This window comes from Ferruginibacter sp. HRS2-29 (assembly GCF_024343615.1).
Lineage (GTDB): Bacteria > Bacteroidota > Bacteroidia > Chitinophagales > Chitinophagaceae > Ferruginibacter.
Window position 1 is genome coordinate 125,968 of record NZ_RJUB01000156.1, and the last position, 14,059, is coordinate 140,026.

Sequence of the window (14,059 nt, forward strand, 5' to 3'; positions counted from 1 at the left end):
TTCGTGTAATTCGATTTAATCCGTGTAATCCATGCTATCTGATCAACATAAAACTCCCCTTCTGCTGATGCACTTTCTTTTGCATATCCTGGTACTGCATGATATATACAAACCCACCCGTAGGCTGAATGATCCCTTTGTATCTTCCATCCCAACGGAAAGGCATCGACGAACTTTTAAAAACCGTTTCGCCGTATTTATTAAAGATCTGTATGCTGAACCCATCGGGCACTTTGCCCAGCGGGCCGAAGTAGTCATTCTTTCCATCGCCGTTGGGGGTAAAAGCTGTGGGCGTAAATACCACTGCATCATGGAGCACTACCAGGGTAAATTTATCTTCCACCACGCAGCCATGCGGCAGGGTATTGGTAGCGGTGTAAATGGTGGTGATGCGTGGTGTGGCTACAGGGTTGGCGCAGGCAGTGCAACTGAGTGTAGGGTCGGCCACCCAATGGATGGTGCCGTTGCCCGACGAAGGAAGTGTGAGGCTTTGGCCGATGAAGACGGTGTCCCTCTTTTTGAGGCCTTCCAGCGGGCCGCTGAGCTGTACCGGGGTATACGTTACCAATACGGAATCGTTGCCGCAGACATCCTGCAGGGTGTCTTTAAAAGGCACATAAGTGCTGATGTTGCATACGGTAGTATCTTTTGTTTGCTCCAAAGGAATATTGAGTTTGATGATGCCGAGGTCGGCATCGCCGAACCCGTTGGTAAAGTCGCCGTACGAATCCGAATCGCCGGCCAGGTAATATTCATCGGGCACCTGCTTGTGCAGCAGGCAGCGTAGGTTATCGTTGCCATTGCCGCCCCAATTCTGTTTCCAAATAACGTTGCCTGTGGCGCTTAGTTTTACCAGCCAGTAATCGCCTTCGCCTTTTGCGTCCGTTATGTCGCCGTCATCGGAGTAAGATATCCCGCCTACGAGGTACGAGCCATCCGTTTCAGTAAGTATGGTGTTGGCATAATCGGCATCGGTGCCGCCCAATACCTTTTGCCAGTTGAGCGTACCGCTTTGAGTAATGTTGAGTACCCAGTAATCCTGGCTGCCTTTGGGGCCGCTCACATCGCCATCAGTGCTGGTGGTGTAGCCCGCCAGGCACAGCGAGCCATCGACGCCCAACGACACCGCATAGGCCACATCATTTTGTGAGCCGCCATATATTTTGCTGTACATTTTGTTGCCACCGGCATCGAGGGCCAGCACCCACACATCGTAGTTTTTCTGGCTGGGGGGGATGTCGCCATCCACAGAGTTGGCATAACCGATGGCGTATATTTTTCCGTTTACGATCTCCATATCCAGCAGTTCATCATTCTTGCTGCCGCCAAAACATTTGCTCCACAGCAATGCCCCCGCAGGGCTTACTTTCATCAGCAATCCATCGGTGTAGCTGTTGCTGCTGTGGTTGCCGCTGATATCACCGTCGTTAGATGAAGTGGTGGCGGCTATCAGGTAATTGCCATCGGCCATCAGTTTTATTTTGTTGCCAATGTCGAGGCCGTTGCCGCCATATCTTTTTTGCCACAGCACATTGCCGGTGGCCGATAATTTGATGAGCCATATATCTTTTGTGCCGCCGTATCCTGCTGCCACGCCACCATCGGTGGAGTTGGTTTCTCCCAATACCAGGTAGCCGCCATCGGCGGTGGGTACAATGTCGCGGGCGCTTTCGTAGCCGGTGCCGCCCAGCGATCTTTCCCATTGCACATTGCCGCAGGCATCGAGTTTGAGCACCCACAGGTCCCAGTATTCGCGGTTCGGCTGCGGGTTTACCTGCCCGTCTTTGCTATCGGTGTACCCGGCTACAATGGTGCCGCCATCGGCAGTAAATTTTATGGAAAAAGGGATATCAACGGACGATCCGCCGTATTTGAGCGCCCAATTCAGCTTCGGAGCCTGAGCTCCTGCCTGTATGCAATTAAGCATACAGGAGGACACAATAAGTAGGTAAAGGTAGTTTCTCACAAGTTGTTTTTTCACCTGATTATGGATGGCGGATAGTTAGCAAACTCTGTGCTAAAACTTTAAAATGTGGGCAAAACCAACAACTATTTTTCGCTGTGTAGTCGCAGTACTACAGGGTTTCAGGACAAACTGTACAAGGGCTGTAGTAAAAGTTGGAGGGTGGTGTTGGAGGAGGTTCATAATCGTTGATCTGTTTCTTAAGGCCGTACCGCAGTAGTGAATGCGGCCGTTTTTTATCATTCAAATATTTTTTAAACATGCAATACAGCTTCCACAAAATCACCAGGCAATCCGATTGCGGTGTAATGCTGCAAAACACGCTGGCCTTCCTGCAAAATGCCACGAGGTTTTTTTCACAAACGCTCCGGGGTTAGCGCAAAACCCCGGAGCGTTTCTTCTAAAATTCATAAATAATAAACCAACTGACAGATTACGAATGAGCGCCTGCTGAACATGGCAGGTAGGCGCAAAAGAACCGATACAGATATGTGCGATTATTTGGATATTATGGAAGGTTTAACCAGTAGGGTTACTAATGAGATGGTACAATCCTTACCGAAATTAAAGGGCATGTTTGTTGAAGTTGACTTATTATGACCGATAAATCATCAAATGAAAAATTTATTGAAGTAAAGGGCGCCAGGGAACACAACCTGAAAAACGTATCACTGCGGATCCCGAGGGATCAGTTGGTAGTTTTTACCGGTGTGTCAGGATCTGGTAAATCGTCGCTTGCTTTCAGCACGCTGTACGCAGAAGCGCAAAGACGATACCTGGAGTCGGTATCGCCGTATGCCCGGCGTTTGTTTAACCAGATGGCGGTCCCCGATGTAGACGATATTACCGGGCTTCCACCCGCCATTGCCCTTCAGCAACAGCGGGGCACGCCAACAGCAAGGTCTACCGTAGGTAGCGTTACCACTATTTCCAACCTCCTGAGGATGTTGTATTCAAGGGCGGGCGATTATCCCAAAGGCCAGCAGTTGTTGTATGCAGAATCTTTTTCGCCCAACACGCCGCAAGGCGCTTGCCCGGAATGCCATGGCCTGGGAAGGGTTTACACGGTAACGGAAAGATCGATGGTACCCGATGATACACTGACGATCCGTGAAAAAGCCATTGCCGCCTGGCCCACAGCCTGGCACGGCCAGAATTTACGCGAGATACTCATCACCCTTGGGTACGATATTGATGTGCCGTGGAAAGACCTTCCAAAAAAGGATAGGGACTGGATCCTGTTTACAGAAGAACAGCCTGTAGTGCCGGTATATACCGGGTGGAACAGCAGGCAGGTGAAGGAAGCTTTGAAGCAAAAGATAGAACCCAGTTATATGGGGACTTTTACCGGTGTAAAAAAATATGTGCTGCAAACCTTTGCCGGCAGCAACAGCGCAGCCATGAAAAAACGGGCTGCACAGTTTATGCTGGGCGATACCTGCCCCGTATGCCACGGAAAAAAACTGCAGGCAGCATCGCTCTCTGTAAAATTTGCCGGGTACGACATTGCGGAACTGTCTTCTTTATCACTGGCCCAACTATTGAAGTTGATAGGCTCGCGGGCAGGTGGCCATAATAAGGGCAAAAAAGAAGTGGCAGGCCATCCTGAAAAAACAATGGTCATCAACACGATTGGCAACGATCTCCTTGCTTCACTGGAAGTGCTGAACGACCTGGGCCTGGGCTATCTCTCCTGCGAACGGAGTACCCCCACGCTTTCGCCCGGCGAGCTGCAACGGCTACGGCTGGCCACCCAGGTAAAGTCAAATTTGTTTGGGGTAGTATACGTGATGGATGAGCCTTCAGCCGGGCTGCATCTAGCAGACACGGCAGCCTTATTGCGTGCGCTCTCAAAATTGAAAGATGCGGGTAACTCCCTGTTTATTGTAGAGCACGAACCGGATATCATCCATTTTGCAGACTGGATAGTGGATGTAGGGCCAGGGGCGGGAACCAATGGCGGGGAGATCATCTTCAGTGGTACGAAAACTGCGTTTCGGGATGCAAAAAACAGTGTGACGGCCAGCTACCTTTTTCATACCAATAATCGCCTCCAATCCAGGAAAAGAGCTGCTAAGGGTTACCTGCAACTCAGGGGTATCAGCAGGAACAACCTTCATCAGCTGGATGTGGATATCCCGCTCGGGATAATGACCTGTGTAACCGGGGTTTCCGGTTCGGGCAAGTCAAGCCTGGTTAGCCAGGCACTTGTGGAACTGCTGGGTAATTCGTTGGGGCAATTGCCGGAGGTGGAAGAGGAGCGGGATATTTTACAGGATGAACCGATGGATAACGTAGGTGGCAGAATTGCCGGAGGGCTGGAACAAATAAAACGGATGGTACTGGTAGATCAGAAATCGATCGGCCGCACCCCGCGTTCTAACCTGGCCACATACACCGGCTTGTTTGATCATGTGCGAAAAATTTTTGCTGCTACCAAACAGGCCAGGGCCAGAAAATACGATGCCGGAAGATTTTCTTTCAATGTAGCAAAGGGAAGATGCGAAACCTGCCATGGCGAAGGCTTTGTGACGGTGGAATTATTGTTTCTGCCGAGTGTGTATAGTCCTTGCCCCACCTGCCACGGAAGCCGGTACAATGAAAAAACATTGGAGATAAAGTATAAGGAAAAAACCATCGCAGATGTATTGCATATGACCGTAGACACGGCGCATGATTTTTTCAGTGATGAAGCCGCGATACGGCAGGCACTGGAAACATTGAAACAGGTAGGCCTCGGATATTTGCGCCTGGGACAACCAGCCACCGAACTTTCGGGTGGTGAAGCACAGCGTATCAAGCTGGCGACGGAACTGCAACGTAAAAGCAACGGCAGCACCATTTATATTTTAGATGAGCCTACTACCGGCCTGCATCCTGCGGATGTAGAAAGGCTGATGATACAGCTGAATCATTTGGTTGACCTGGGCAATACCGTACTGTTGGTAGAGCATGATATGAGCGTGGTGGCCGCCAGTGACTGGGTGATAGATATGGGTCCGGGTGCAGGAGATAAAGGGGGTAAGCTGGTGGCGTATGAAACGCCGGAAGCATTTGCCCGCAATACCAGCAGCATTACCGCCGCCTATTTAGTAGCATTTTTAAAAACATGACGGGTACGACAGGCGTTGGCGGAATTTAATTCTACAGACCAGCTATTTGTTGAGTATGCATTAAAAACATACTAGTCTTTTTGAAGATCGTTGGTTTGAGTGGAAGCCTTCCATTCGTGGCAGTTGCATACCGTACAGTCAGTAAAGCTGGCGCCTGCTTTAAATTGGCGGGTATCGCCACAGTTGGCACAGCTGTAAAACCCGGTACCTGAAGCCCCCAGGCATTGTCCGTGGTTTTCGCACCCGCTCTCCGCGGGCATAACGGAAAGGCCGGGTTTGATATTCCTGGGGGATTGAAAAAACACCGATACCTGCCCGGAAGTTTCAAAGAAAGCTTTTCTTACCTGCCCGAGGTGTTCTACATCTTTGCTTCGAAGCGCCCTGAAGAGGTCTTCGTGGGAGATGTTATCCTTGTCGAGATGTTGAAGGATGATCCTGCCGTTATCTACTACACATTCCGGCGTTCCTTCCATGATGGCTTCTACTTTTTTATTACGGTTGATCACCCGTTCCATACCTATCTGCAACAACGCCACGGCAGTGATGGCGGTAAGGCCATGCAGTATCGGCACTTCGGCACCCATCATGGGATCGCCTACTGCCGAACCAAAACAAATGATGATGGCCAGCTCGAGGGTAGACAATTGGCCGATGCCGCGTTTGCCCAACACCCGCAACAAGGCAATGGTATACACATACATGATGATGGTGCGAAAGACGATCTCCAGCATGAACATAGCCGGGGCATCGCCAAATAAGATCCTGTGAAAATCGAATACTTTGAAGTGTTCATCCATAATTTTTACATGTCCATAAACATACCAATTGTAAAATCATCCTGAAGCGCTGAGCCTCTTCCTTATTTATATAAAACCTGCGGGTGTTTCGGGAAAATTACTCCACAATACCTGCTGACGATTTTGAAAAAAATATTTCGTGGATTATTGAGCGGTTATGCTCTCTTAGCCGCAAACATTTGCCTCCGGCTATGAAAGGCATTTTCCGGCCAACAGAATAACTGCTTCGCAGAAGCCTCTTCTGTTTTGCCTGCAAATTTTGTACTTTTGCACAAACCTCCTCCATGGGCTTCGAACACATAAAGAATGCAGACTGCACACATTGCTCCAAACGTTTCACCAACGTTTTCTGCAATCCTGCATACGATTCGGTAGCTGAGATCAACAAAGAAAAAGTTTGTACTGCGTATAAAAAAGGGGAGTACATTTTTAAAGAAGGCACGCGTCCACATGGGGTTTTCTGCGTTAATGTAGGCAAGATAAAACTCGTGAAATCCGGCGACGATGGCCGTGAGCATATCCTCCGCCTGGTGAAACCCGGCGACCCTCTGGGGTACCGGTCCATGCTCAGCGGCGATAAGTACAATGCCTCCGCGATAGCCCTTGAAAACTGCGGGGTGTGTTTCATTCCTAAAGAATTGTTTCTCGGCATTCTTCAAAAAGACAGCCAGTTATCGTTCGAAATGATGAAGCTGCTTTCCGATGATCTTAAGAAAGCGGAAATGCAATTGACCCATCTTGCCCAAAAACCCGTGAGGGAGCGGGTTGCAGAAGCCATCCTTTTTATCAAAGAAACCTACGGTTACGAAGAAGACGGGCAAACCATCAATGCAACGTTCAGCCGCGAAGATATCGCCAACATTGTAGGCACCGCTAAAGAAACGACCATCCGCCTCCTGTCGGAATTCAATAAGGATAAGATCATCCAGCTTACCGGAAAAAAGATCACCATCCTCGATCTGCCGAAGCTGGTAAGTTCGGCGAATATTACAGATTAACTTTTTTCGGAAGATATTTAAATGATTCATTACTTCATTCGGGCTGCAGTTTGTAATACTCCACGCCCGTAAGGGCGAGCGTTTGCGCCGCCCACAGCACTGAGCGGGACTGCACCTGGCAGTTTTGATATTGATATGTCTGCGCCATCAAAATCAAATTTTGTCTAAAGCAAAACCTTTCCAGCTAAGGCCGCTCTGCAAACATTGATAGTTTGTAAAAATAGAAGGAAGAGTTGAGCTATTTTAAATAGTGAGCGATATAACATCAAGTATCTGTGGCTTAATTGTTCTGTTATTATTAAGTTTGAAATTCAAAAGCATGTTTATTTATTATTACCCTTCGTAAGAACTATCAATGTTTGCAGAGTGGCCTCAGCCGGTGGGGTTTCGACGAAGTCGAAATTTATCCCGGATGCGTAGCATTATCCGGGATAAAACCAGCGGGTGCAGCCGCGGCGCAAACGCTCGCCCCTACGGGCGTGGAGTATTACAACCTTCGGCTTAAACGAACCCGCAGGTAAATAAGGAGTCTTATAAGATGACAAAAATCATCTTTTCCCCCCGCAAACATCATAGATTCCCCCGCCGCATTCCTTCAATTTTACCATCTTAAAAAAAACTATGGTAACCGAACGCCTGTATTCCCTGCAACAGTTGCAGCAATCTCATGCACTCAAGTTTATGGACGACCTGGTGAAGGAAGTATATCCTATGCTGTTTGAGCAATTGTATACCATCCAGTCTGGATTAGTATTACTGGATAGCAGCAACAAAGCCATCCAGGTAGCGCTCTCCGAAAAGATCGGGCTGGAGATGGATGCTATCTACAGCAAGGAAAAACTGGTGTTGTTTCCCTTTATACGCACCCTGCATTCGCGTCAGCAAAAAAGCGATTCCTGCAAACCTTTCAAGAATGTAAAGCTGCATTATTCTTCCATGCTGGCCCTGCTGATTGAGTTGAAAGCAAGCTTGTCAACGGAAGAAGAAGAAGGAAACGATGCCCTTTCTATCAACCACGTGAAACAGTTGCTCAGGTCGTTTGAAAAACAGCTGATAATGCTGCAGGTGACAAAAGACAAATACCTGTTTGCGCATTTCAAGAGCTGCCAGGGGTGCAAAATCAATACAGCATGATTGCTACGTCAACTTCAGCGATATCCACTGCCTGCGCACATTGTGGCGAACCCTGCAAACCTTCGGGAGACCGGCGGGTGCAATTTTGCTGCACGGGTTGCCAGGCCGTATACAGCCTGCTCAATCGCGAAGGCATGTCGGATTATTATTGCCTCAACGAAACCCCCGGGGTTACCATCAAGCCTGCACGTGCCGGTAAGTTCGATTTTTTGAATGAACCGGAAACTGCCGCAAAACTGATCAGTTTTAAAGACAATACCAGCACCCGCGTTACTTTTTACCTGCCACAGATCCATTGCAGCTCCTGTGTGTGGCTGCTCGAAAACCTGCAGAAAATAAATACCGGCATTTACAGCAGCCGTGTAAATTTTATGAGTAAGATGGTGACTGTAAATTTCAATCATCATGTGATCAACCTTTCGGAAGTAGCATCATTATTGACTTCTGTGGGCTATGAGCCGCATATCAGCCTGCAAAATGAAAAAGAGGAAGACAAAAACAATTCGGTAAAAACCTGGTGGAAGCTTGGGCTTACGGGTTTTTGTTTTGCCAATATCATGCTCATCAGTTTTCCCGAGTACCTTGGGCTGGATTACGCATCCGATCCATTGCTCACTAATTTTTTCCGGTTCATCAACCTGCTGTTGTCCATCCCCGTACTGCTGATCGGGGGGCGTGAGTTTTATGAAAATGCCTTCAACGGATTTCGGCAAAGGCAGGTAAATATCGATGCCCCCATCGCTCTTGCCATCAGCATTACGTTTTGCCGGAGTGTATGGGAAATATGCACCGGGGCCAGCGGTGGCTATCTCGACAGTATGAGCGGCATCATCTTTTTCATGCTCATTGGCCGTACGCTGCAGCAGCGTACTTTTTCGCAACTTGAATTCAATCGAAGCTACCGCTCTTATTTTTCTGTAAATATTACTGTACTGAAAAACGATAAGGAGAAAACAAAAAAAATCAACCTCCTGGAAAAAAACGACGTGCTGCTGTTGCGCCATCTCGAAATAGTGCCGGTTGATTGTATCCTCAGCAAAGGCGAAGGCGTGATAGATAATAGTTTTGTTACGGGAGAATCTGCCCCGGTGAATGCGGGCGTCGGCGATATCATTTATGCAGGCGGCAAAATAGCGGGCGGAAGTATAGAAGCCATAGCCATACAACCTTTTGAACAAAGCAGCTTTACCCGCTTATGGGAAAATGGCGCTTTTGCCAAAGAAAAAGAAGACCCGGTTTCGTTTGTTACCATCATCAGCCGTTATTTTTCGTTGTTGCTTTTATTGATAGCAACAACGGTGTTTATTTATTGGCAGGTAAAAGATCCGGCCAATGCCTGGAATGCCGCCACAGCCGTGCTGATCGTAGCCTGCCCCTGTACGTTATTGTTGTCCGCGTCTTTTTCTTACGGGTTCATCATGCAGTTGCTCGCCGGCAAAGGGATATTTTTCAAGAATACTGCGGCAATAGAAAAACTGGCGGCTGTCAATAAGATCGTATTCGACAAAACAGGAACCCTCACAGAAACGGAGGCCAGGGTGAAATACGAAGGCGTTCCATTATCTATATGGGAGCGGAATATTTTTCTTTCGCTGCTTCATCAATCCATACATCCGCTTTGCCGGGCGGTGGTACGCGCTACAGATTTTTCACCGGTAGCCCTGAAAGATTGCCGCGAAATACAAGGCAAAGGCATGCGGGTAGTGGTGGATGGAAAATTATATAAAGCAGGAAGTGCCGCATTCGTTCAGGCGCCTTCCGGCGAAAATGACAAAAGCCGCATCTTTCTTTCGGTTGATGGGGTTATCCGGGGAAGTTATGCCGTGGTAAGTTCACTGCGGGAAGGAATGGGCAGTATGTTATCTTCCATCAGCGGGTACGATCCCGGGTTGCTGAGTGGCGACAACAGATCTTCTCTAAGCCAGATGGGGCAAGTGTTTCCTTCCGGGGCATTACTGTTATTCAATCAATCGCCGCAACAAAAGCTGGATCATATTCAACACCTGCAACAGCAGGGCAACAATGTACTGATGATCGGCGACGGGCTCAATGATGCAGGGGCGTTGAAGCAGGCAGACATTGGCATATCGCTGGTAGAAGATGTTTTTTCGTTTACCCCTGCCTGTGATGCGGTGATGAATGCTTCGCTGCTTCAGCATTTATCAGTAGTGCTGAAAGCTGCCAAAGCCGCACGTACACTCATTAGTGCATTGTTCATCTTTTCATTGTTGTATAATGTAGCCGGCATCTGGTATTCGGCTACGGCACAAATGGCACCGATGATAGCGGCTATCCTCATGCCGGCATCTTCCATCAGCGTAGTATTACTCTCTGCACTCGGTACCAGGTATATCGGCTGGCAGATGCGGCTTCCAAAAACTGATAAAAATCATCTTCTTACCTAATCCACGACATTTTACAGGCAACCAGCCTGGAATACTTTTGAACAGCCAAAATCAACTACACATGACCGTTATGATAATACTGCTTTCCGTCAGCCTCAGCGTGGGTGTCTTTTTCCTGCTGGCTTATCGCTGGAGCGTGAAGAACGGGCAGTTTGAAGATGATCAGGCACCCGCTTACCGCATTTTTTTCGACGACAAAAAACAACAACCCAAATAACACTTATGCAGCCAGAAAAGTTTTATTACGACAACAAGATCGTTAAGCAGTTTGGAATAGCCACCATCGTCTGGGGCATCGTAGGGATGCTGGTGGGAGTGGTGATCGCGTTTCAGCTTGCTTATCCAGCTTTAAGTTTCGGTATCCCTTACACCACATTCGGCCGGTTGAGGCCATTGCATACCAATGCCGTCATTTTTGCCTTTGTGGGCAATGCGGTATTTGCAGGTTCTTACTACATCTTTCAACGGGTGCTCAAAACACGTATGTTCAGCGATACGCTCAGTAAGATCCATCTCTGGGGGTGGCAGCTCATCATTGTTGTAGGGGCTATTTCTCTCCTGCTGGGATATACTACCGGTAAGGAATACGCGGAGCTCGAGTGGCCGGTAGATATCATGATCACCATCGTATGGGTGATATTCGGCATCAACATGTTTGGCACTATCCTCAAACGCCGGGAGCGGCACCTGTATGTAGCCATCTGGTTCTTTATCGGCACCTGGGTAGCGGTGGCCATGCTGCATATCGTAAATTCATTCGAGCTGCCTTTCAGTATTTTCAAAAGTTATAGCCTGTATGCAGGTGTGCAGGATGCGCTGGTGCAATGGTGGTACGGCCACAATGCCGTGGCATTTTTTCTTACAACACCTTTCCTTGGGCTCATGTATTATTTTGTTCCCAAAGCCGCAGAAAGGCCGGTGTATTCTTACCGCTGGAGCATCATCCACTTCTGGGCGCTCATCTTCATTTACATCTGGGCCGGCCCGCATCATTTATTGTATACAGCTTTGCCGGAATGGGCGCAGGCGCTGGGCACGGTTTTCAGCGTAATGCTCATATTGCCCAGCTGGGGAGGCATGCTCAACGGATTGTTTACCATCCGTGGCGCCTGGGATAAGGTGAAAGAAGATCCTGTTCTCAAAATGTTTGTGGTAGCGCTTACCGCGTATGGAATGGCCACTTTTGAAGGGCCGATGTTATCACTTAAAAGTGTGAACGCGGTCAGTCACTACACCGACTGGACCATCGCACACGTGCATGTGGGGGCGCTCGGTTTCAACGGGTTCATGATCTTCGGTATGTTGTACTGGCTGGTACCACGCATGTGGAATACCACGCTGTTTTCAAGAAAAATGGCCAACCAGCATTTCATCATAGGCACCATCGGTATTCTAGTGTATGCGGTACCGTTATATTGGGCAGGGTTTACGCAAAGCCTCATGTGGAAAAAGTTTACAGACAGTGGCCAGCTGCAGTACCAGTTTATTGAAACGATCACCAGCATTGTACCGATGTATATCCTGAGGGCTATAGGGGGTACTGTTTACCTGGTGGGGGCTTTGATGGCGGTTTATAACCTCGCCAAAACAATGAAAAAAGGTTCATTCGTGGCCAATGAAGCTGCTGAAGCGATCCCGTTCAAATTGCAGGCGATGCCTGCTGTAAAAATGCACTGGCATAGTGTGATCGAACGCAAACCGGTACGCATGCTCATCTTAAGCCTCGTGGCCGTGGCTATTGGCGGGGCGATTGAGCTGGTGCCCACCTTCATGATAGAAAGTAATGTTCCAAGTATTGCGGCGGTAAAACCTTACACTCCGCTCGAACTGCAGGGCCGTGATATCTACGTTCGCGAAGGCTGTTATACCTGCCACTCGCAGATGATACGCCCGTTCAGGGACGAAGAAGCCCGCTACGGCGAATATTCCAAAGCCGGTGAGTTCGTGTACGATCACCCGTTTCAATGGGGCAGCAAACGCACCGGCCCCGATCTGCATCGCGAAGGTGGTAAATACCCCGACAGCTGGCATTTCCGCCACATGCGTGATCCACAGGAAATGAGCCCCGGTAGCCTGATGCCTACTTACAACTGGCTGATTGAAAATGATATCAATATAAAATCGACACCGGCGAAAATAAGGGCGATGCAAACACTGGGTGTTCCGTATCCCAAAGGATTCGACAAGATAGCCAACGATGATCTGCACCGTCAGGCCGATTCCATTGTGGCCGGTCTGCAAAAAGACAAAATAAAAGTAAGCCGCGATAAAGAGATCATTGCCATCATCGCTTACCTGCAAAGACTTGGAACCGATATTAAAAAGAACCAAACCACCTCCAATGAAGTTCACTAATTATTTAAAACAGATACAGAACGTGAGCATTTATCCGCTCATATCACTCATCCTGTTCACCACCATTTTTACCATCGTCGCCATTTATGTATTCAGCGCCGATAAGAAAAAAATGGATGATCAGGCAGGCATTCCACTTCAATAAACCCGTTTCGTATGTTGATAAAAAAGAAAAAACTCCGGATAAATTTTTCAGTTTTACTGATGCTGTGTTTACTGTCCCTGGCAAGTTCCGCACAAACGGAAGCGAAGGTTCCTTCTGCGGGAGTAAGCGGCTATGATAGTTTACGATACGCCCTCATCTGCGTAGCTATCCTGCTTCTTTTTGTGATTGGCGGATTGGCCAATGTAACAGGCATTACCGCCAGGCTATTTGTTGACAAACAAAAAAAGCAGGAAACGTCAGATGCCGGCAAACCTGTTTTGCCCTTGCTGTTGCTGGGTTTGTTGCTGCCGGCCCTTTCTATGGCACAGGATAAATCAGCGGCAGCGGCGGTGTCTACGTTCTCTCTGCCGGAGGATATATGGTTTTATTTTGTTGCGATAGGCGTAGAGCTGCTGGTAGTGTTCGCTTTGGTACGCATCATCTACACATTTACAAAGATCAAAAAAGAGGTAGTAGCGAAAGCTCCGGCGAAACTGACAGTATTTCAAAAGATCATAAAACCCCAGGCGGCGGAAGAAGAAGCCCGCCTCGATCTCAATCACGACTACGATGGCATCCGTGAGCTGGATAATAATATTCCCGGCTGGTGGAAAGTTGCCTTCTTTGCCACATTCATGTTCGCGATAGTGTATATGTACAGGCTTTATGGCTCCGAAACAATGCCTAACCAGTTGCAGGAACTGGCGATGTCCAATGAAGCCGCCGATCTGCGAAAGCTTGAATACCTGAAAGAGGCTGCCAACAATATTGATGAAAACAATGTGAAGATGCTGGGTGTGGATGATATTGCGGCAGGCCGCGAATTATTTACAAAAAACTGCGTGGCATGCCATGGCGACCGTGCCCAGGGAGGTGTTGGCCCCAATCTTACAGATGATCACTGGCTGCACAAAGGGAGCATACATGATATTTTTTATTCCATAAAGTATGGATGGCAGGAAAAAGGGATGAAAAGCTGGAAAGAAGATTTCTCCCCACAACAGATAGCACAGCTGGCCAGTTTTATAAAAACAGTGGCCAACACCAATGTAGAAGGCGGGAAAGAAGCACAGGGAGAATTATATGTAGATGTGGCAGCCGTTGCAGCGGCAGATTCGAGTGGCAGTATTAAAACGAAAAACAACTAAA

10 protein-coding genes are annotated in these 14,059 nt (G+C 48.3%); 8 read left to right on the forward strand and 2 right to left on the reverse strand.

All coding sequences use genetic code 11. The annotated features are described in order from the left end of the window. Positions 1-34 precede the first annotated feature (34 nt). Positions 35-1,927, reverse strand: a complete 1,893-nt coding sequence (locus tag EGI32_RS18305) for a gliding motility-associated C-terminal domain-containing protein (protein ID WP_255156932.1) — start codon at positions 1,925-1,927, stop codon at positions 35-37. A 632-nt stretch (positions 1,928-2,559) separates the two neighbouring features. Here EGI32_RS18305 and uvrA point away from each other — a divergent pair. Continuing rightward, positions 2,560-5,076 (forward strand): excinuclease ABC subunit UvrA, encoded by a 2,517-nt coding sequence (uvrA, locus tag EGI32_RS18310; protein ID WP_255156934.1) that lies wholly within the window; start codon positions 2,560-2,562, stop codon positions 5,074-5,076. Between the two features lie 71 nt (positions 5,077-5,147). On the opposite strand, the gene EGI32_RS18315 is transcribed toward uvrA, so the two are convergent. Beyond that, on the reverse strand, positions 5,148-5,873 hold the full coding sequence (locus EGI32_RS18315; RefSeq protein WP_255156936.1) for a DUF421 domain-containing protein: 726 nt from the start codon (positions 5,871-5,873) through the stop codon (positions 5,148-5,150). A gap of 284 nt (positions 5,874-6,157) precedes the next feature. On the opposite strand from EGI32_RS18315, the gene EGI32_RS18320 reads away from it, so the two are divergent. From EGI32_RS18320 to EGI32_RS18350, 7 genes are all read left to right on the forward strand, one after another. After that, on the forward strand, positions 6,158-6,871 hold the full coding sequence (locus EGI32_RS18320) for a Crp/Fnr family transcriptional regulator (RefSeq protein WP_255156938.1): 714 nt from the start codon (positions 6,158-6,160) through the stop codon (positions 6,869-6,871). Between the two features lie 621 nt (positions 6,872-7,492). Next, a complete protein-coding gene (locus EGI32_RS18325; protein ID WP_255156940.1) occupies positions 7,493-8,005 on the forward strand; it encodes a hypothetical protein in 513 nt (170 codons plus the stop codon). Beyond that, entirely contained in the window at positions 8,002-10,410 is a 2,409-nt protein-coding gene (locus tag EGI32_RS18330) for a heavy metal translocating P-type ATPase metal-binding domain-containing protein (RefSeq protein WP_255156942.1), read from the forward strand. Before EGI32_RS18325 ends, EGI32_RS18330 begins: the two co-directional genes overlap by 4 nt. A gap of 61 nt (positions 10,411-10,471) precedes the next feature. Next, complete coding sequence (gene ccoS, locus EGI32_RS18335) at positions 10,472-10,627, forward strand: cbb3-type cytochrome oxidase assembly protein CcoS (protein WP_255156943.1); 156 nt, start codon at positions 10,472-10,474, stop codon at positions 10,625-10,627. 5 nt (positions 10,628-10,632) lie between these two features. Then, entirely contained in the window at positions 10,633-12,765 is a 2,133-nt protein-coding gene (gene ccoN, locus EGI32_RS18340) for a cytochrome-c oxidase, cbb3-type subunit I (RefSeq protein ID WP_255156945.1), read from the forward strand. After that, entirely contained in the window at positions 12,752-12,910 is a 159-nt protein-coding gene (locus EGI32_RS18345) for a CcoQ/FixQ family Cbb3-type cytochrome c oxidase assembly chaperone (protein ID WP_255156947.1), read from the forward strand. The genes ccoN and EGI32_RS18345 overlap by 14 nt, the downstream gene beginning before the upstream one ends. 59 nt (positions 12,911-12,969) lie before the next feature. Then, positions 12,970-14,058, forward strand: coding sequence for a cbb3-type cytochrome c oxidase N-terminal domain-containing protein (locus EGI32_RS18350; RefSeq protein ID WP_255156948.1), 1,089 nt, complete (start codon positions 12,970-12,972; stop codon positions 14,056-14,058). Position 14,059: the final 1 nt, after the last annotated feature.

What these genes read in the sequence shown, in the direction of transcription:
- EGI32_RS18305 (WP_255156932.1), bottom strand. Translation starts at nt 1,927, where the DNA reads ATGCTTAATTGCATACAGGCAGGAGCTCAGGCTCCGAAGCTGAATTGG.
- uvrA (WP_255156934.1), top strand. Translation starts at nt 2,560, where the DNA reads ATGACCGATAAATCATCAAATGAAAAATTTATTGAAGTAAAGGGCGCC.
- EGI32_RS18315 (WP_255156936.1), bottom strand. Translation starts at nt 5,873, where the DNA reads ATGGATGAACACTTCAAAGTATTCGATTTTCACAGGATCTTATTTGGC.
- EGI32_RS18320 (WP_255156938.1), top strand. Translation starts at nt 6,158, where the DNA reads ATGGGCTTCGAACACATAAAGAATGCAGACTGCACACATTGCTCCAAA.
- EGI32_RS18325 (WP_255156940.1), top strand. Translation starts at nt 7,493, where the DNA reads ATGGTAACCGAACGCCTGTATTCCCTGCAACAGTTGCAGCAATCTCAT.
- EGI32_RS18330 (WP_255156942.1), top strand. Translation starts at nt 8,002, where the DNA reads ATGATTGCTACGTCAACTTCAGCGATATCCACTGCCTGCGCACATTGT.
- ccoS (WP_255156943.1), top strand. Translation starts at nt 10,472, where the DNA reads ATGACCGTTATGATAATACTGCTTTCCGTCAGCCTCAGCGTGGGTGTC.
- ccoN (WP_255156945.1), top strand. Translation starts at nt 10,633, where the DNA reads ATGCAGCCAGAAAAGTTTTATTACGACAACAAGATCGTTAAGCAGTTT.
- EGI32_RS18345 (WP_255156947.1), top strand. Translation starts at nt 12,752, where the DNA reads ATGAAGTTCACTAATTATTTAAAACAGATACAGAACGTGAGCATTTAT.
- EGI32_RS18350 (WP_255156948.1), top strand. Translation starts at nt 12,970, where the DNA reads ATGCTGTGTTTACTGTCCCTGGCAAGTTCCGCACAAACGGAAGCGAAG.